Genomic DNA, 18327 nt, shown 5'->3' with positions numbered 1-18327 from the left:
GCGCGGAGTGCTCGAAGCCCCGGGGACGGGTCAGGAGACGGTGCGCAGCGGCACCACCAGGTAGGTCAGCTCGACCCCGTCGTCACCGGCCTGGGAGGTCAGGACGGTGGACCGCAGGCCGTCCTGGATGCGGAGCTCCACCCGGCGACCGCTGAACGCGCGCAGCGCGTCGCCCAGGTACCTGGCCTGGAAGGTCTTGGTGACCCGGTTGCCGTCGATCGTCGCCTTGATCGACTCCTCCGACTCGCCGCTCTGCGGGTCGCTGCCGCGCACCCGCAGCTCGCCGTCGTCCACCTGGATGGTGACCGAACCGTGCGGGCCCGAGTAGGGAACGGCCCTCCGCACCGCGCCGGCCAGCACATCGGCCTCCACCACCACCGTGCTGTCGATGACCGCCTCCAGCAGCTTGCGCACTCGATCGTCGGGGAACGGGGCAGCCAGCAGCGCCGTGCTGACGCTGCCACCCGCCCAGGACAGGGCGATCCGGTCGGCGTCGGCGTGCACCGCCACCACGGCGTCGCGGTCCGGCTGCCGGGACGCCTCGGCCAGCACCACGGCGGGGACCAGCACGTCCAGCTCGCCGGTCGGCGCCCACGGCAGCGAGGCGAACGCCATCCGGTACCGGTCCGTGGCGATCAGCTCCAGCCGGCCGCCCGCGCCGTTGACCCGGACCCCGGTGAACACCGGCAGGGCGTCGTCCTTCGACGCCGCGCCGGACACCGGGACCAGGGCGGCGGTCAACGCGCGCGCGGGGACCGAGCCCACCGCGGGCGGCAGCGCGGGGACGCCCGGGTGGGCGGCCAGGTCGAGCAGCGGCAGCGCGAACCGGGCCGTCGACGTGCGCACGGCCAGCCGCGAGCCCTCCACCACCAGCCGCACCTGCGGGGCGTCCAGGCCGCGCAGCGTGTCCGCCAGCGGCTTGGCCGGCACCACGACCGCGCCGTCGGCGTGCACCGTCGCGGGGCGGGTCAGGCGGACGGCGTGCTCCCGGTCGCTGCCCGCCAGCTCGACGCCGCGGGCGTCGGCGCGCAGCACCAGCCCGGCGAGCACCGGGTCGTGCACCCTCGTCGGCAGCAGGCGCGCGACGTCGGTGGCGGCGGTGGCGAGGTCGGCCGTGGTGGCGGTCAGGTCCATGCCGCGGGACGGTAGACCCGCCCACCGACAATTCCCGGTGGGCGCCAGGTCAGCGGGCGACCAGCGCCAGCTCCGACCGGGCGACCGGCGCGCCGGCCGCGACGGTGCCGCGGAAGACCCACACCAGCACGGCGATCACGAAGCCGGCCGCGCCCGCCGCGAGGAACGCCGCGCCGGTGCCGTGCGACTCGACCAGCTGACCGCTGGCGGACTGGCCGATCGCCAACCCGACGGTCACCGCCGTCACCACCCAGCCGAACGCCTCGGTGGCCGTCCCGTCGGGCGCGACCTGCTCGATCGCGGCCGAGTGGGTGGTGGCCTGCGGCGTGATCAGGGTGCCGACCACCAGCAGCGCCGCGCCGAGCCCGATCAACCCGGTCGGCACGGCGAGCAGCAGCGACAGCACCGCGAACCCGCCCAGCAGCACCGGCAGCCGCAGGTGCATGGCCCGCGGGAACGGCTTCATCGCGTACAGGACGCCGAACAGCACCGAGCTGACCGACCACACGCTCAGCAGCAAGCCGCCGACGCCGACGTGACCGGCCCGCGCCGCCGCGGCGGGCACGGCCACCTCGATGAACCCGATCGTGACGCCGAAGCCCAGCGCCGCCAGCGCGACCGTGCGCATCCCCGGCGAGGCCAGCGCGCCGAGCAGGTTCCGCCCCACCGGCGTCGGGCGCACGCCGCGCACCGTCGGGTCCAGCGCGAACCACAGCGCGCCGACCGCCATCGACGCCGCGCCGATCACCACGCCGGTGCCCGCCCACGGCGCGGCGACCAGCAGCCCGGCCAGGCCGGGTCCGAGGATGAAGAACACCTCCATGCTGATCGCCTCGTAGGCGTACCCGGCGTGCCGGGCGGACCCGGCGGGCAGCACGTGCGACCACAGCGCGCGGGACGCGGAGCCGACCATCGGCTCGGTCAGCCCGACCAGGAACGCCAGCGGGGTCAGCACGACCAGGGCCACGCCCGCCTCGACCGCGCCGATGGCCAGCGCCACGAAGACGCCGAACAGGGCCACCGCGCCGAGCAGCGGGCGGGTCGGCCCGAGCCGGTCCATCAACCTGCCCTGCACGATCGACCCGACCGCGACGCCGACCAGCGACGACGCCGACACCAGGCCCGCCGCGGCGAACGAACCGGTCTCGCGCTGCACGTAGAGCAGCAGCGAGAGACCGACCATCGCGATCGGCAGGCGGGCGAGCAGCGAGGCGACCACCGGGCCGCGCATGCCGGGCGTCGTCAGGGCGGTGCGGTAGTCGGAGAGGCGGGCAGAGTGGGACATGCGTACCAGTATGGCGACAGTGGTACGCGCGTACCAGTCATTTACCGGTGCGATCCATCACCACGCCGTCAGCCGGTCGGGCAGCGTCCACCACCTGGGAGGTGGTTGCAGTTCGATCACAACAATGGGATGACCGGGTGAAACCACAGCAAGAAAGCCCTGGACAGGGGGTCCTTGAGGGTGAACGGGCTTGAGTTGCGGGGGAGGTGGCGTGCGATCGTGGAAGCAGCGGCGGCCGATTCGTTTCCACCGAGGTCGCAGCGGGTAACCAAACCTCCTTCCGGCGCTACGAGGGTCGGGGCCTGCGGGCGCCGGATGAGTGGGAGGCACGGTCTGTCGGGGGATGGGCCGTGCGACAACAAGACCGGTGCGCCGCGTCGGGGGCGGCGCCCGGTCTTGTTGTGCTCCTCGCTAGCGCGCCCGGCGGGCCAGCCGCTCCGGGTCGAGGATCAGCACGCTCTTGCCCTCCAGCCGCAGCCAACCGCGGTGGGCGAAGTCGGCCAGGGCCTTGTTCACCGTCTCGCGCGAGGCCCCGACGAACTGGGCGATCTCCTCCTGCGTCAGGTCGTGCGTGACCCGCAGCAGACCGGCCTCCTGGCTGCCGAAGCGCTGCGCGAGCTGCAGCAACGCCTTGGCCACCCGGCCGGGCACGTCGGTGAAGATCAGGTCGGCCAGCATGGAGTTCGTCCGGCGCAGCCTGCGGGCCAGCGCCCGCAGCAGCTGCTCGGCGATCTCCGGCCGGTTGGTGATCCACTGCCGCAGCGCCGGGCGGTCCATGCTGACCGCGCGCACTTCGGTCACCGTGGTCGCGGTGGACGTGCGCGGACCGGGGTCGAAGATCGACAGCTCGCCGAACATGTCGGACGGGCCGAAGATCCCCAGCAGGTTCTCCCGGCCGTCCGGCGACTTGCGGCCGATCTTCACCTTGCCGGACTGGATGATGTAGAGCCGGTCACCCGGCTCGCCCTCCGCGAAGATCACGTGGCCACGCGGGAATTCAACAGACTCCAGCGTCTGCGCCAGCGCCTCCGCTGCGGCCTGTTCAACCCCCTGGAAAATGCCCGCGCGGGCCAGGGTCTCGTCCACCTCGTCCCTCCTGTCGAGACGCGGCGGCATGGTTGAGCGCGTTCCGCCTTCTGGCGGATCAGCGCCTGCCGCCGATCACTGAGTGCAGTCTAAGGGCTGTGGTCTGGATCGCCTTTCGGCGCGCCGCCCAACCAGCCCGGACAGCCCGATGAGGCCCGCAGGGGTTGACCCCGTGGGCCTGCACGGTCCTTGCCCCGCTTAGCGGCGGGTGCGCCGCTGACGCAGGTTCTTGGCACGACCACCCAGCCTGCGCAACCGGAACAGTTCCAGCGCGCGGCCGATGCCGTGCCCGTAGAGCGCCCTGACCTCGTCGGGGCGGGCCGACTCCAGGAACTCCTCGACCTCGTCCTCCTGCACGGCGACGTGCCGGAGACGAGCTTCAACGCGCTCCATGAAGAGCGCGAAGAACATGATCACGATCGGAACGGCGATGACGAACCAGGCAGTCATGATGGCTCCGATCCTTGCGCATCCGGTTCGGCGCGCGGTCAAGGGGGGTCACTCTGGCGTGTCGGTTCGAGGTCGTTCCCAGGACGTCTCCGGGTGGCCTGTGGTTGCTTGCCCGCGATCGTGCCGGTCCAAACGACCTCCCGCGCGGTGATCACCCCCGACCGAGCGACCGTCGACCGGGCACAGGCCAGTAACCTCGGTGCATGGCGAAGAGCGCGGTGAAGCAGCCCGAGACGCGGCTGGGACTGGTCCGCCGGGCACGTCGCGTGGTGCGCGTCCTCGGCCAGGGCTACCCGGACGCGCACTGCGAGCTCGACTTCGCCGACCCGCTGCAGCTCCTGGTCGCCGTGGTGCTGTCCGCGCAGACCACCGACGTCCGGGTGAACCAGGTCACGCCCGCGCTGTTCCAGCGCTACCGCACGGCCGCCGACTACGCCGCCGCCGACCGGACCGAGCTGGAGGAGCTGATCCGGCCGACCGGCTTCTACCGCAACAAGGCGAACTCGCTGCTGGGCCTCGGCTCCGCGCTGGTGGAGCGGTTCGGCGGCGAGGTGCCCGGCGAGCTCGCCGACCTGGTGACGCTGCCGGGCGTCGGCCGCAAGACCGCGAACGTGGTGCTGGGCGACGCCTTCGGTGTGCCGGGCATCACGGTCGACACCCACTTCGGCCGGCTCGTCCGCCGCTGGGGCTGGACCGAGGAGGAGGACCCGGTCAAGGTCGAGCACGCCATCGGCGCGCTGGTCGAGCGCAAGGAGTGGACCCTGCTCTCGCACCGCACGATCTTCCACGGCAGGCGCGTCTGCCACGCCCGCACGCCCGCCTGCGGCGCGTGCCTGCTGGCCCCGCAGTGCCCGTCCTACGGCATCGGCCAGGTCGACCCGGTCAAGGCGCAGAAGCTGGTCAAGGGCGAGGAGGCGCCGCGCCTGATCGAGCTGGCCGAACGCGTGCGCGCGGGGGAGAAGCTGGCGTGAGCGGCGCGGCGCGGTGGTCCGTCGTCGTCCTGGTGCTGGCGGTGGCGGGTGCGGTCGCGCTGTGGCCGCGGTCGTCCGGACCGGCCGACCAGGGCGCGCCCGCGACCCGCTCCCGGCCCGGCCCCGACCTGGCCACCGCGCGCGAGCGGGCCGCGCTGAGGCCGTGCCCGCAGACCCCGGACGCGCCGGGCGCGCCGGCGCAGCTGCGCGGCGTCGTGATCGGGTGCCTCGGCGACGGCCGGCCGGTCGACGTGGCCGCCGCCGCGCCCGGCCGCGCCCTGGTGAACTTCTGGGCCACCTGGTGCGTTCCCTGTCAGGGTGAGCTGAAGGTGCTGGAGGAGTACTCGCGGGAGCCCGGCGCGGCGCCGGTGATCACGGTGCTGGTGGACAGCAAGGAGGCGGACGGTCTGGAGCTGATGGCGAAGCTCGGCGTGCGCCTGCCCTCGGTCGTCGACCCGGACGACGCGGTGCGCAAGGCCGTCCGCGCGCCCCGCACGCTGCCGATGAGCTACGTCGTCGGCGCGGACGGCGCGCTGGCCCAGCTGACCGACCCGACCGTGCTCACCTCGGTGGACCAGGTGCGCGAGGTGGTCGGATGACCGCCCTGGTCGACCCGGGCGACGTCCCGGACTGGATGGCGGGGCTGGTCGAGGCCACCGCCGACATCGACGCCCGCGCGTTCACCCGGATCAGGCCCCCCGCCGACGGCAGCGGGCGGCCCGCCGCCGTGCTCATGCTGTTCGGCGAGGGCCCGGACGGCCCCGACGTGCTGCTCCAGCGCCGGGCCGACACCCTCGGCAAGCACCCCGGCCAGGTCGCCTTCCCCGGCGGCGCGGCCGACCCGACCGACGTCGACCCGGTGGACACCGCGCTGCGCGAGGCGTTCGAGGAGACCGGAGTGCTGCGCGAGGGCGTGCGGCCGGTGGCCACGCTGCCCGAGCTGTACGTGCCGGTGTCCGGCTTCGTCGTCACGCCGGTGCTGGCGCACTGGGACGCGCCGTCGCCGGTCGCGCCGGTCGACCCGGCCGAGACCGCCGCCGTGGCCAGGGTGCCGATCGCGCACCTGGCCGACCCGGCGAACCGGTTCCGGGTCAGCCACCCGGCCGGCTACGTCAGCCCCGCGTTCTCCGCGCCCGGCATGCTGGTGTGGGGCTTCACCGCCGGCCTGCTCGCCGGCCTGCTCGCGCTGGGCGGCTGGGAGCGGCCGTGGGACGCCGCCGACGTGCGCGACCTCGACCTGGCACTGAGAGCGACGGAGGTCTGAGTGAACTGGGTTGACCTGCTCGTGCTGGCCCTGGCCGCCTTCGCCGCGGTCTCCGGTGCCCGGCAGGGCATGGTCGTGGCGCTGCCCGCGTTCGTCGGCGTGCTGATCGGCCTGGTGCTCGGCACGCAGCTCGCGCCGCTGGTGGTGGCCCAGTTCGACAACGTGGTGACCAAGGTCGTGTTCGCGGTCGGCATCGTGGTGCTGCTGGTGGCGCTCGGCGAGACGCTGGGCGTGTACGTCGGCCGCAGCATCAAGCCCCGGGTCAACTCCAGCCCGCTGCGCGGCGCGGACAACGCGCTCGGCGCGATCGTGCAGGGCGCGGTGGTGTTCGTGGTGGCGTGGATGATCGCGCTGCCGCTGACCATGGTCGCGGGCCTGCCGTCGCTGGCGAAGTCGCTCAACCAGTCGGTGATCCTGTCCACGGTGGACGACGCCATGCCGCCCGCGGCCCGGGTGCTCGCCGACGACCTGCAGAACCTGTTCGACGTCTCCGGCTTCCCGGCCGCGATGGACCCGTTCGACCGGACGCCGCTGCGGGACGTCGGCCCGCCGGACCCGGCGCTGGGCGCGAACCCGGTCGTGCGGCAGCTGGAGTCCAGTGTGCTCAAGGTGCGCGGGCGCGCGCCGTCCTGCTCCCGGGCCCTGGAGGGGACGGGCTTCGTCATCGCGCCGGAGCGGGTCATGACGAACGCGCACGTCGTCGCGGGCACCACCGACGTGGCCGTCGAGGTCGGCATCGGCGAGTTCGACGCGACGGTCGTGCACTACGACGCGCAGACCGACATCGCGATCCTGGCCGTGCCGGACCTGGAGGCGACGCCGCTGGAGTTCCGCACCGACGAGATCGAGCCCGGCGAGGACGGCATCGTGCTCGGCTACCCGCTGGACGGGCCGTACAAGGCGTCCGAGGCGCGGGTCCGGGAGCGGATCAAGATGCTGCGCGGCCCGGACATCTACGACGCGCAGACCGTGACGCGGGACGTGTACACGGTGCGGGCGAAGGTGCGCAGCGGCAACTCCGGCGGTCCGCTGGTCGACCCTCGGGGCCGGGTGATGGGCGTGGTGTTCGGCGCGGCCGTGGACGACCAGGAGACCGGGTTCGTGCTGACCGCGGAGGAAGTGGCGGACGAGGTGGCGGAGGCGCCGACGATGGTGCGGCGGGCGTCCACCCAGACCTGCGCGTCCTAGCCGGACCCGCGCGCCCGAGCGTCCTGGTCAGACCTTCGCCAGGAAGTCGACGATCGTCCCGGTCGTCGTGTGCGGGGCCTCCTGGTGCGGGAAGTGCCCCACCTCGGGCAGCACCCGGTACGACGAGCGCGCGCCCGTCCAGCTGCCGGAACCGGCCGCCGTGGACTCCAGCACCACCGGGTCGAGCGCGCCGTGCACCTGGAGCACCGGCACCTCCAGCCGGCGGTCCACCGCCTCGGCGAAGCGGCGGCCGTCGCTGCGCAGCTGCGACCGCACCGCCCACCGGAAGTACTCCATCGAGCTGTGCGCGACACCGGGCACCAGGAACGCCTCCCGGTTGCGCCGCACCACCTCGTCGAACTCGGGCGACACCCTCCACTTCGGACCGCCCCACGCGGTGAGCAGCCCGGCCACCGCCGCGCCCCGGTCGCGGGTCAGCCACCGCTCCGGGTGCACCGGCAGCTGGAAGCGGAACAGGTGCGCGCTGGCCCGGCCCTGGTGGCGCGGGTCGCGGCGGATCGCGCGGCGCAGCGCCAGCGGGTGCGGCGCGGCCACCGCCGTCACCGAGTAGACCAGGCGCGGGTGCATGGCCGCGACCGTCCACGCCAGCAGGCCGCCCCACGCGTGCCCGACCAGGTGCGCCCGCGGTTCGCCGAGCGCCTTGACCAGGCCCGCGACGTCACCGGCCAGCGTGAAGCCGTCGTAGCCGCGCGGCGGCTTGTCCGAGTCGCCGTAGCCGCGCAGGTCCACGGCCACCGCCCGGTAGCCCGCCTCGGCGAACGCCACGAGCTGGTGCCGCCACGTCCACCAGAACTCCGGGAACCCGTGCAGCATCAGCACCAGCGGGCCCTCGCCCAGCTCGGCGACGTGCAGGCGGATGCCGTTCGCGGACACGTCGCGGTGCGTCCACGGTCCGGGCACCCGCGCGGTCGACGGGTCCGGCGGCAGCCGCACGGCGCGGCTCAGCGGTCCTCGCGGTGCCGGAGCGCCGCGACGGTGTCCTTGGCCGAGTCGATGGTCCGCTGCGGTGCTCGCAACTTCTTCACCTTGCGGTAGCCCAGCAGCGCGAACAGCACCGCGGTCAGCAGCATCAGCACGAAGACGATCAGGAACGCCGACCACCGGGGCAGCCACACGTCGAGCAGTTCCGCGCCGAAGAAGAAAAAGAAGAAGGAGCTGAACAGCAGCACCGCCAACGCGACGATGAAGTAGACGCTGCCCTTGACGCCCTTCTTGATCTCGCCCGCGACCTCGGACTTGGCCAGCTCGACCTCGGCCCTGACCAACGTGGACAGGTGGGCCGTGGCGTCGCGGACCAAGCCGCCGATGGATGTCTCCCCCGCGATCTGCACCGCGCTCTCCGCGGTCAACGGGATCGACGGAACAGGGGGCAGTCCGCTGCCGTTGGTGTTCTCCCGAGCGCTGGTCACCGGCTCATCGTGCCATGCACGGCGCGCGGAGGCCGCCCGACCGGCTGATCGACTGCGGTTCAGCTCTCGGCTTGATCGTCTGCCTGGTCGTCTGCCTGGTCGTCCGAGTCGGCGCGCTGGTGCGCCCGGCTGCGCCGCACCAGCAGCACCGCGGCCAGCAGCGACGCCACCAACGACGCCAGCAGCACGGCCGCCTTCGCCTGCTCGGCCGCCTCGCCCGCCAGCGCGAGGTCGGCGATCAGCAGGCTCACGGTGAACCCGACACCGCCGAGCATCGCCACCGCCACGATGTCCCGCGGCCCCGCGCCCTTCGGCCACACGGCCGCCTTGAACAGCACCGCCAACGCCGACGCGCCGACGATGCCGACCACCTTGCCCACCACCAGGCCGAGCATCACGCCCAGCGCCAACCGGTCGGAGAACAACGCGCCCAACGCCTCGCCGTTCACCGGCACGCCGGCCGCGAACAACGCGAACAGCGGCACCGCCGCACCGGCCGACCAGGGCTGCAACCGGTGCTCCAGGCGCAACGCCGGCGCCTCGTCCTCGTCGGGGTCCCGGCGCACCCGGGTCAGCAGCGCCAGCGCGACACCGGCGATGGTGGCGTGGATGCCCGCCTCGTGCACCGCGACCCAGACGCCGATCGCGATCGGCACGTAGAGCCAGGGCGTGGTGACCCGCTTGTGCTGGAGGAACGCGTACAGCGCCAGCAGCACCACCGCCGCGGCCGCCGCGACGAGGTTGAGCGTCGCGGTGAACAGCACCGCGATGATGATGATCGCGCCCAGGTCGTCCACCACGGCCAGGCTGAGCAGGAAGACCCGCAGGCTGCTCGGCAGCCCGGACGCGGTGAGCGCGAGCACACCGAGCGCGAACGCGATGTCCGTCGCCACCGGGATCGCCCACGCCCGTTCGACGCCCGGCTCACCCCAGCCGACGGCCACCGCGACCAGCGCGGGCACGACCATGCCGCCGACCGCCGCGACCACCGGCAGGATCGCGGCCTTCAGGTTGTTCAGCTCGCCGACCACCAGCTCGCGCTTGAGCTCCAGCCCGGCGACGAAGAAGAAGATCGCGAGCAGGCCGTCCTTGGCCCAGTCGCCGACGCTGAGGCTCAGGTGCAGCGACTCCGGCCCGAGGTGGAAGTCGCGCAGGGCCTCGTACGCGCCGGACGCGGGCGAGTTCGCCCAGACGAGCGCGACGGCGGTGGCCGCGAGCAGGATCATCCCGCCGACCGTCTCGGTCCGCAGGTAGCGCGCGAACTCGGCGGCGGCGCCGCGCTGGCTGTTCAAGATCGACTCCGGTGGTTCGGCAACGACTCATCCTCGTGCCGACCAGGCTTCCCGGCTCACCGGGAACGACCCTAACCCGAACGGGCGCCCGCCGGCGAACGGCGGGCGCCCGTTGTGGGGAAGTGCTCAGTCCTCGGACGCCCCGGACTTCAGGCCGTTGGAGATGAGGTCCATCACCGACGAGTCCGCCAGCGTCGTGACGTCGCCGACCTGGCGGTTCTCCGCCACGTCGCGCAGCAGCCGGCGCATGATCTTGCCCGAGCGGGTCTTCGGCAGCTCCGGCACGACCATGATCTGCCGCGGCTTCGCGATCGGGCCGATCTCCCTGGCCACGTGGTCGCGCAGCGCCTTGATCGCCTCCGCGCCGTCGGAGCCCTCGGCCACGCCGCCGCGCAGGATCACGAACGCCACGATGCCCTGGCCCGTGGTCGGGTCGGTCGCGCCGACCACCGCCGCCTCCGCCACCGTCGGGTGCGAGACCAGCGCGGACTCGACCTCGGTGGTGGAGATCCGGTGCCCGGACACGTTCATCACGTCGTCCACCCGGCCGAGCAGCCAGATGTCGCCGTCGGCGTCGTACTTCGCGCCGTCACCGGCGAAGTAGAAGCCCTGCTCGCCGAACCGGGACCAGTACGTGTCGCGGTAGCGCTGGTCGTCGCCCCAGATGCCGCGCAGCATCCCCGGCCACGGCTGGTCGAGCACCAGGTAGCCGCCACCGCCCTTGGCGACCTCGTTGCCCTGGTCATCCACGACCTTCGCGCCGATGCCGGGCAGCGGGCGCTGCGCCGAACCGGGCTTGGTGGACGTCGCGCCGGGCAGCGGCGAGATCATGATCGCGCCGGTCTCGGTCTGCCACCAGGTGTCCACGACGGGCGTCTGACCCGCGCCGATGGTCTCCCGGTACCAGATCCACGCCTCCGGGTTGATCGGCTCGCCGACGCTGCCCAGCACGCGGAGGCTGGACAGGTCGTAGCGGGCCGGGATGTCCGCGCCCCACTTCATGAACGTGCGGATCAGCGTCGGCGCGGTGTAGTAGATCGACACGCCGTACTTCTGCACGATCTCCCAGTGCCTGCCCTCGTGCGGCGTGTTGGGCGTGCCCTCGTAGACGACCTGCGTGACGCGGTTGGACAGCGGGCCGTACACGATGTAGCTGTGGCCGGTGACCCAGCCGATGTCGGCGGTGCACCAGTAGACGTCGGTGTCCGGCTTGAGGTCGAACACGTTGTGGTGCGTGTAGGACGCCTGGGTCAGGTAGCCGCCCGACGTGTGCAGGATGCCCTTGGGGTTCCCCGTGGTGCCCGACGTGTACAGGATGAACAGCGGGTGCTCGGAGTCGAACGCCTCCGGCGCGTGCTGGTCGGACTGGCGGTCGACCAGGTCGTGCCACCAGACGTCGCGGCCCTCGGTCCACTCCACGTCGCTGTTCGTGCGCTTGACGACGAGCACGTGCTCGACGCTCTTGGCCCTGGCGACGGCCTCGTCCACGGCGGGCTTGAGCGCCGCCGGGTTGCCGCGCCGGTACTGGCCGTCGGTGGTGATCACCAGCTTGGCCTGCGAGTCCTCGATGCGGGTGCGCAGCGCCTCGGCGGAGAAGCCGCCGAACACCACGCTGTGCAGCGCGCCGAGGCGGGCGCAGGCCAGCATCGAGAAGATCGCCTCGGGCACCATCGGCATGTAGATGGCGACCCGGTCCTCCGCGCCGACGCCCAGCTCGGCGAGCGCGTTGGCGGCCTTGGAGACCTCGCGCTGCAGCTCGGCGTAGGTGATCGCGCGGCTGTCGCCGGGCTCGCCCTCCCAGTGGATGGCGACCTGGTCGCCGTGCCCGGACTCGACGTGCCGGTCGACGCAGTTGTAGGCGACGTTGAGCTTGCCGCCGACGAACCACTTCGCGTACGGGGCGCCCGACCAGTCGAGGACCCGGTCCCACTTGGTGTCCCAGGACAGCCGCTCGGCCTGCTTCGCCCAGAACGCCTCGCGGTCGGCGTCCGCCTCCTCGTACAGCGCGGCGGTGGCGTTGGCCTGCGCGGCGAAGTCGTCGCTGGGCGGGAACGTCCTGTTCTCCGTCAACAGGTTGTCCAGGGCGGCTTGCGGCTCTGTCATGGCGGGCGGACCTCCTGAATCCGTGGGGGTGCGCACTGACCGTAGTGCGATTCAGCTCACTGCGCACCCAAAAGGTTCAGACCAATTTCGGCCGAATTCGAAACGCGTGGGTAACTGTGTAACCCGGCCGGGGCCCGCTGACCACCGCGATTCCGCCGAACGACACGTAGGTTGCGACCAGCGGCACCCGTCGTGACTCCCGTCACGTTGTGGTCCTGGTTGCCAGGCCGGCCATCAGACCGGCCTTCAGGTCGGGCCACTCCCTGGCCGTCATCGAGTACACCACCGTGTCGCGCAGCGTGCCGTCCGGCCGGATGCGGTGCACCCGCAGGACGCCCTCGCGGGTCGCGCCGAGGCGTTCGATGGCCCGCTGGGAGCGCTCGTTGCGCAGGTCGGTGTGCCAGCCGACGCGCAGCGCGCCCAGGTCCTCGAAGGCCCGCCGGAGGAGCAGCAGCTTGGCCTCGGTGTTCAGGGCGGTGCGCTGCCACCGGGTGCCGATCCAGGTGTGGCCGATGTAGACACCGCGGTGCTTGGGGTCGATCTCGTAGTACGACGTCGTGCCGGCGACCTCGTCGGTCCGCGGGTCGACCTGCGCCCAGGCGAGCCGGGTGGTGTCGGCCAGGCCCTGCTCGACGTAGGCGCGGGTCTCCTCGACGGTGGCCGGTTGGCGAGTGCTGAGCCAGGTCCAGACGTCGGGGTCGCCGCCCGCCTCGTGCAGGCCCTCGACGTGGTCGGTGCTCAGCGGTTCGAGGCGGACGTGGTCGCCGGTCAGCACGGGGCGGTCGTACCAGTTCATGGGCGTGACGGTAGTTCGGGCCAGTGGCTATGTGAAATAGCCATTTCTGTGGCTGTTCTCCATGCCACTTACCGGCGGGTAGTGTGCTCCGGCGTGACCGATCCGCTTGCCCCGCTGCTGGACCTGCCCGGTGTGCCCGACGCCGTCGCCGCCGCGCGCGACGCCGTGTTCCAGGTGCACCGGCACCGGGTGAACCTGCGCGGCTGGGCGACCACCGCGGCCGAGGCGTCCGTGCGCGCCGCGCGTGCGTCGGCGGCCCTGGACGGCGGACCGACCGCGATCCCGTCCGACGGGACCGTGTCCGACCCCGTGCTGGCCGGCGCGCTGCGGGTGGCGGAGGCGCTGGGGGTGGTGTTCCCGACGTGGCAGCGGGCGCCGTTGCAGGCGCTGGCGCGGTTGCACGTGCTGGCGGGCGCGGACCTCGGCGGCGAACTGGGCCGGCCGCGCCCCGCGCCGGGCGTGTCCTCGCGGCTGGACCTGCTGGCGCAGCTGGTGACCGGCGGCACGTCCGTCCCCGGTCCGCTGCTGGTGGCCGTGGTGCACGGCGAGCTGATGGCGCTGTCGCCGTTCGACACGGCCAACGGCGTGGTGGCGCGGGCGGCGTCCCGGCTGGCGTCCATCGCGACCGGCCTGGACCCGAAGTCCCTCGGCGTGCCCGAGGTGCTGTGCCTGCGCCGCCAGAACGACTACGCCTCCGCCCTGCACGGCTTCTCCACCGGCGACCCCGAGGGCATCACCCGTTGGATCCTCTTCTTCTGCGAAGCCCTGACCGCCGGCGCCCGCGAAGCCCGCAGCATCGCCGACGCCGCCACCCCTTGACCCCCGAGAGTCCTACCTCCGAGCCGCGAGAGTCCTACGTCCAGCACCCGTGAGTTCAACGCTCAGTGTTGAACTCACCGTGCCCGAACGTAGGACTCTCGGAGGCTGAGCGTTGGACTCTCGGGGGTCAGAGGAGTTCTTTCAGGGTGGCGGCGGCGCGTTCGGCCTCGTCGAAGGTGTTGTAGAGCGGGGCGAAGCCGAAGCGGAGGACGTCCGGTGGGCGGTGGTCGCCGATCACCTGGCGTTCGATCAGCTCGTCCATCAGGCGGCCGGCCTCGGGGTGGCGGAGCGAGACCTGGTGGCCGCGCCACTCGTCGGACGGGGTGATGACCTCGATGCCCGGCAGGCCCTCGACCAGCGAGCGGAAGTGGGCGGTCAGGCGCAGGCCCTTGGCCCGGACGGCGGCGAGGTCGACGTGGTCCCAGACGTCCAGGGCGGCGTCCAGCGCGAGCATCGAGATGATGTCCGGCGTGCCGACGCGGGCCCGCGACACGCCCGGGTCCGGTGTGTACTCCGGCGACATCGCGAACGGCACCTCGTGGCCCGTCCACCCGGTCAACGGCTGGTGGAACGCGGCCTGCGCGTGCTTCGGCACGTAGATGAACGCGGGCGACCCCGGCCCGCCGTTGAGGAACTTGTACGTGCACCCCACGGCGAGGTCGACGCCCAGCGCGTCCAGCTCGATCGGCAGCACGCCCGCGCTGTGGCACAGGTCCCAGACGACCTTCGCGCCCACCGCGTGCGCCTGCTCGGTCAGCGCCGCCATGTCCAGCAGCCGACCCGTGCGGTAGTCGACGTGGTTCAGCAGCACGACCGCCGTCGTGTCGCGCAGGTCCAGCTCCTCGGGCGGCGCGGGGCGCAGCGCCAGCCCGGTCAGCTCCGCCACCGACCGCGCGACGTAGCCGTCGGTCGGGAACGTCCCGGCGTCCACCACGATCTCCGTTCGGTCGGTGTTGCGCACCGCCGCCATCAACGCCTTGAACAGGTTCACGCTGGTCGAATCCGCGACCACGACCTGCCCCGGCTTGGCGCCGACGAGCCGCCCGATCCGGTTGCCGATCCGCTCCGGGGCCTCCCACCAGCCCTCGGACCAGCTCCGGATCAGCCGTCTTCCCCACTGGTGGCGCACCACCTCCGCCACCCGCTCGGCGACGACCTTGGGCGGCGCGCCCAGGGAGTTGCCGTCCAGGTACACCACCTCGTCGTCGAGGTCGAACAGTTCACGGACATGCGCCAACGGGTCGTCCACCTGCGTCACACGTAGCTCCTGGCCGTCCAGAGTTCGGGGAAGACCGAGCGTTGCGTGCGCTTCTCCAGCCAGGCAACCCCCGCGGAGCCGCCGGTGCCGGTCTTCGCGCCCATCGCGCGGCGGGTGGCGAGCAGGTGGTCGTAGCGCCAGCGGGCGAACTCCTCGGCGATGTCGGTCAGCGCCTCGCCGAGTTCGAGCAGGTCACGGGACTCGCCGCGGTAGATGTCCGCCCACACGGCCTCCACCTCGGCGTTCGGCTCGTACGGCCCGCTGACGTCACGCGCCAGCACGTCCTCGGGGATCGGCAGGCCGTGCCGGTGCAGGGCGGCGAGCACGTCGTCGTACAGGCTCGGCTCGTGCAGCAGCGCTTCGAGCGCGTCGTGCTGCTGCGGCACGGCCCGGTGCGGCACGAGCATCGACTTGGACTTCTCGCCGAGCAGGAACTCCACCTCGCGGTACCGACCGGACTGGAAGCCGGAGCCCTCGCCGAGGGCGTCGCGGAACGAGTTGAACTCGGCGGGCGTCATCCGGGCGATCGGCCGCCACGCCGCGTTGAGCGCCTGCATGTGCAGTTCGCTGCGGCGCAGGGTGCGGACGGCGGCGCGCAGGTCGTCGGCGCGCAGCTCCTCCTTGGCCTGCCGCCACTCGAAGCACAGCAGGCCGAAGTACAGCTCCATGACCTGGGTGATCACCAGGAACGACATCTCACGCGGGTCCTTGGACCACTGCTGCTGCAGCGAGTGCAGCACGGAGGCGTGCACGTAGTCCTCGTAGGGCGTCGTGCCGCCGAAGTCGAGCTTGGGTGCGACCGGACAAGTCATGCCTTCCATGATGAACGGGCGTTCGAGTGAGTTGAATGGGCAACGAACGGCGTTCACCACCGAACTTCTCACGACCGGAAGGCATTCGGGACGATAGCTTTGCAGTCATGAGCATCGAGCTGGACAGCGTGGACTGGGCCCTGCTGGAAGCCCTCCAGGAGGACGCGCGGCTGTCGTACAACGAGCTGGCGCGGCGCGTGCACGTGTCGCCGCCGACGGTCGCGCAGCGGGTGCGCCGACTGGAGAATGCGGGCGTCATCACCGGCTACCGCGCGACCGTCGACCCGACGGCGGTGGGACGACCGGTGGTCGCCCTGGTGCGGATGAAGTGCTACGGACCTCGGTGCATCACGGTGCACCCGGAGCTGTTGGACGACTGCCCCGAGGTGGTGGAGGTGGTGCGGCTGACCGGCGACATCTGCTCGGTGGTGAAGGTGGTGACCACGTCGATCAGCGAGTTGGAGCGGTTGCTGGTGCGGCTGGGCGGCTACGGCGAGACGTCCAGCGCGATGGTGCTGTCGACGCCTATCCCGTGGCGCCCGGTGCTAGCTGGCTGAGCGCCATCCGGACGTGCCCCTGCGTGCGTTCCAACACCTCCGCAGCGCGCGCTGCGGGCACACCGGCCAACAGGTGCACCAGGGCGACCTTCAGGTCACCGCCCGAATCGGCCAACGCCGTCGTGCACTCCTGCTCGCCCATGCCCGTCGCCTCGCGCAGGATGCGCACGGTCCGGCCGCGCAGCTTGGCGTTGGTCGCGCGCATCGACACCATCAGGTTCGAGTACGTGCGGCCGAGCCGGACCATCACGGCGGTCGAGAACGACGTCAGCACCAGCTTCTGCGAGGAGCCGGCCTTCATCCGGGTCGACCCGGCGATGGCCTCCGGTCCGGTGTCGACCGCGATCAGCACGTCCACCTCGACCGGGGGCGGCGCGGTCGGGTTGTTGGACACCAGCACGGTGTGCGCGCCGATCGTGCGCGCCTGCTCCAGCGCGGCCACCACGAACGGCGTGCGGCCGGACGCCGTGACGCCCAGCACCAGGTCTCCCGCCGCCGCGTGCCTGCGGATCTCGGCGGCGCCGTGCTGCGCCTGGTCCTCGACGTCCTCCACCGCGTTGACCAGGGCTTCCCGCCCGCCCGCGTGGTGGGCGACGAACCAGTCGGGGGGCGCGTTGAACGTCGGCACCAGCTCGGCGGCGTCCAGCGTGGCCAGCCGGCCCGAGGTGCCCGCGCCGACGTAGTGCACCCGGCCACCGCCGCGCAGGGCGCCGACGGCGAGGTCCGCGGCACGGGCCAGTTCGGGCAGCACCGCGGCCACCGCGTCGGGCACCAGGCGGTCCTCGGCGTTGATCAGGCGCAGCAGGTCCAGCGTGGAGAGCCGGTCGATGTCCTCGGTGCGCGGGTTCCTGGCCTCGGTGGGGGAGTCCACGCGGACCGCGACATCGTGCCGGGGCGGCGTCATTTACCGGACTCCCGACGTCGCCTGCCGTCCGGCCGGGCGCCGAGCCGGTGCCCCGACACCGCGTCGTACGTCGCTTCGAGGGCCGTCTTGGCGCTGTCCACGTGCCGCTGCGCGACCCCGATGAACAGGCAGTCGATCACGGTCAGCTGGGCGATGCGGCTGGCCATCGCGCCCGAGCGGAACGTGGTCTCGCGCGCCGCCGTGGTCAGCACGTGGTCGGCGACCTCGCTGATCGGCGAGCGCGGGAAGTTGGTCAGCGCCACCGTGGTCGCGCCGTGCTCCTTGGCCACCCGCAACGCCTCCACGGTCTCCGAGGTGGAACCGGTGTGCGATATCCCCACCGCGACGTCGGCTCCGGTCAGCACGGCGGCGGACGTGAGCGCGATGTGCGTGTCGTTCCAGGCGAAGCAGGTCCGCCCGATCCGGTGCAGCTTCTGCTGGAGGTCGAAGGCGACGAACGCGCTGGCGCCGAAGCCGTAGACGTCCACCCGGCCCGCGCCCGCGACCGCCTCGACCACCGCTTCGAGCGTTTCCACGTTCAGCTGCTCGGCGGTCTCCTCGACCGCCCGCGCGTCCGCGAACGCCACCTTGCCGACCACCTGCCGCAGGTCGTCACCGGGTCCGATGTCCCCGCCCAGGTCGCGGTCGGTGCGCATGGACGTGCGGGCCGTGTCGGCGGCCAGCGCGATGCGCAGCTCGGGGTAGCCGCCGACGCCGATGGCCTTGCAGAACCGGGTCACCGTGGTCTCGCTGGTGCCCGCGGCCTCGGCGACCTCGGTGATGCTGCGGTGGGCGACGGTCGCCGGGTTGTCCAGCACGACCTTGGCCACGCGCTGCTCGGCCCGGGCCAGGCCGGGCAGGAGTGAACGGATCTTGACCAGGGGACTGGAATCGGCGGTACTTTCGGTGGACACGTGGGAAACTTACTAACCGTCCAACGCACGGTCAACGCAGGGTGGGGGTAACTCACCCCAACCG

19 protein-coding genes are annotated in these 18327 nt (G+C 72.5%); 6 read left to right on the top strand and 13 right to left on the bottom strand.

What is annotated here, in order from left to right:
- Nucleotides 1-30 precede the first annotated feature (30 nt).
- From dnaN to AB0F89_RS05930, 4 genes are all read right to left on the bottom strand, one after another.
- Nucleotides 31-1134, bottom strand: a complete 1104-nt coding sequence (dnaN, locus tag AB0F89_RS05945) for a DNA polymerase III subunit beta (protein ID WP_367133362.1) — start codon at nt 1132-1134, stop codon at nt 31-33.
- A 49-nt stretch (nt 1135-1183) separates the two neighbouring features.
- The gene (locus tag AB0F89_RS05940) at nt 1184-2419 is read right to left on the bottom strand and encodes an MFS transporter (protein WP_367133360.1); all 1236 of its coding nucleotides are present in this window, start codon (nt 2417-2419) and stop codon (nt 1184-1186) included.
- A gap of 411 nt (nt 2420-2830) precedes the next feature.
- A complete protein-coding gene (locus AB0F89_RS05935) occupies nt 2831-3505 on the bottom strand; it encodes a Crp/Fnr family transcriptional regulator (protein ID WP_033441932.1) in 675 nt (224 codons plus the stop codon).
- Nucleotides 3506-3703: 198 nt separating this feature from the next.
- Complete coding sequence (locus AB0F89_RS05930; protein ID WP_367133358.1) at nt 3704-3955, bottom strand: hypothetical protein; 252 nt, start codon at nt 3953-3955, stop codon at nt 3704-3706.
- A 203-nt stretch (nt 3956-4158) separates the two neighbouring features.
- Here AB0F89_RS05930 and nth point away from each other — a divergent pair, with 203 nt between their 5' ends.
- Genes nth through AB0F89_RS05910 form a run of 4 tightly spaced genes read left to right on the top strand, consistent with a single transcriptional unit; the run spans nt 4159 to nt 7378 of the window.
- Nucleotides 4159-4926 carry an endonuclease III gene (gene nth / locus AB0F89_RS05925; protein ID WP_367133356.1) on the top strand — a complete coding sequence of 256 codons (768 nt, stop codon included), beginning with the start codon at nt 4159-4161 and terminating at the stop codon, nt 4924-4926.
- Nucleotides 4923-5525, top strand: a complete 603-nt coding sequence (locus tag AB0F89_RS05920; RefSeq protein ID WP_367133354.1) for a TlpA family protein disulfide reductase — start codon at nt 4923-4925, stop codon at nt 5523-5525. Before nth ends, AB0F89_RS05920 begins: the two co-directional genes overlap by 4 nt.
- On the top strand, nt 5522-6190 hold the full coding sequence (locus AB0F89_RS05915) for a CoA pyrophosphatase (RefSeq protein ID WP_367133352.1): 669 nt from the start codon (nt 5522-5524) through the stop codon (nt 6188-6190). The genes AB0F89_RS05920 and AB0F89_RS05915 overlap by 4 nt, the downstream gene beginning before the upstream one ends.
- Nucleotides 6191-7378, top strand: a complete 1188-nt coding sequence (locus tag AB0F89_RS05910) for a MarP family serine protease (RefSeq protein ID WP_367133350.1) — start codon at nt 6191-6193, stop codon at nt 7376-7378.
- Between the two features lie 27 nt (nt 7379-7405).
- Here the strand turns inward: AB0F89_RS05910 and AB0F89_RS05905 are convergent, their stop codons facing one another.
- From AB0F89_RS05905 to AB0F89_RS05885, 5 genes are all read right to left on the bottom strand, one after another.
- A complete protein-coding gene (locus tag AB0F89_RS05905) occupies nt 7406-8332 on the bottom strand; it encodes an alpha/beta fold hydrolase (RefSeq protein ID WP_367133348.1) in 927 nt (308 codons plus the stop codon).
- Nucleotides 8333-8340: 8 nt separating this feature from the next.
- Complete coding sequence (locus AB0F89_RS05900; protein WP_367133346.1) at nt 8341-8808, bottom strand: phage holin family protein; 468 nt, start codon at nt 8806-8808, stop codon at nt 8341-8343.
- Between the two features lie 59 nt (nt 8809-8867).
- Nucleotides 8868-10100 (bottom strand): Na+/H+ antiporter NhaA, encoded by a 1233-nt coding sequence (gene nhaA / locus AB0F89_RS05895; protein WP_367133344.1) that lies wholly within the window; start codon nt 10098-10100, stop codon nt 8868-8870.
- Between the two features lie 126 nt (nt 10101-10226).
- Nucleotides 10227-12203, bottom strand: a complete 1977-nt coding sequence (gene acs / locus AB0F89_RS05890) for an acetate--CoA ligase (protein ID WP_367133342.1) — start codon at nt 12201-12203, stop codon at nt 10227-10229.
- A 202-nt stretch (nt 12204-12405) separates the two neighbouring features.
- Nucleotides 12406-12999 carry a GNAT family N-acetyltransferase gene (locus AB0F89_RS05885; protein WP_367133340.1) on the bottom strand — a complete coding sequence of 198 codons (594 nt, stop codon included), beginning with the start codon at nt 12997-12999 and terminating at the stop codon, nt 12406-12408.
- 93 nt (nt 13000-13092) lie between these two features.
- Here AB0F89_RS05885 and AB0F89_RS05880 point away from each other — a divergent pair, with 93 nt between their 5' ends.
- The gene (locus AB0F89_RS05880; protein WP_367133338.1) at nt 13093-13818 is read left to right on the top strand and encodes an oxidoreductase; all 726 of its coding nucleotides are present in this window, start codon (nt 13093-13095) and stop codon (nt 13816-13818) included.
- A gap of 127 nt (nt 13819-13945) precedes the next feature.
- On the opposite strand, the gene kynU is transcribed toward AB0F89_RS05880, so the two are convergent.
- Together kynU and AB0F89_RS05870 are read right to left on the bottom strand one after the other, a co-directional pair.
- Nucleotides 13946-15067 (bottom strand): kynureninase, encoded by a 1122-nt coding sequence (gene kynU / locus AB0F89_RS05875; protein ID WP_367138727.1) that lies wholly within the window; start codon nt 15065-15067, stop codon nt 13946-13948.
- 5 nt (nt 15068-15072) lie between these two features.
- Nucleotides 15073-15888 (bottom strand): tryptophan 2,3-dioxygenase, encoded by an 816-nt coding sequence (locus AB0F89_RS05870; protein WP_367133336.1) that lies wholly within the window; start codon nt 15886-15888, stop codon nt 15073-15075.
- A 107-nt stretch (nt 15889-15995) separates the two neighbouring features.
- Between AB0F89_RS05870 and AB0F89_RS05865 the strand changes: the two genes are divergently transcribed.
- On the top strand, nt 15996-16445 hold the full coding sequence (locus tag AB0F89_RS05865; protein WP_367133334.1) for an Lrp/AsnC family transcriptional regulator: 450 nt from the start codon (nt 15996-15998) through the stop codon (nt 16443-16445).
- On the opposite strand, the gene AB0F89_RS05860 is transcribed toward AB0F89_RS05865, so the two are convergent.
- Together AB0F89_RS05860 and AB0F89_RS05855 are read right to left on the bottom strand one after the other, a co-directional pair.
- The gene (locus tag AB0F89_RS05860) at nt 16414-17349 is read right to left on the bottom strand and encodes an N-acetylmuramic acid 6-phosphate etherase (RefSeq protein WP_367133332.1); all 936 of its coding nucleotides are present in this window, start codon (nt 17347-17349) and stop codon (nt 16414-16416) included. The genes AB0F89_RS05865 and AB0F89_RS05860 overlap by 32 nt on opposite strands.
- Nucleotides 17346-18263: a MurR/RpiR family transcriptional regulator gene (locus tag AB0F89_RS05855; protein WP_073886864.1), complete on the bottom strand. Its 918-nt coding sequence runs from the start codon at nt 18261-18263 to the stop codon at nt 17346-17348. The genes AB0F89_RS05860 and AB0F89_RS05855 overlap by 4 nt, the downstream gene beginning before the upstream one ends.
- Between the last annotated feature and the right edge of the window lie 64 nt (nt 18264-18327).

This window comes from Saccharothrix sp. HUAS TT1 (assembly GCF_040744945.1).
Taxonomy (GTDB): Bacteria; Actinomycetota; Actinomycetes; order Mycobacteriales; family Pseudonocardiaceae; genus Actinosynnema.
The sequence above is the reverse complement of the archived record's forward strand: the minus strand, read 5'-3'. Positions and strand labels throughout refer to the sequence as shown.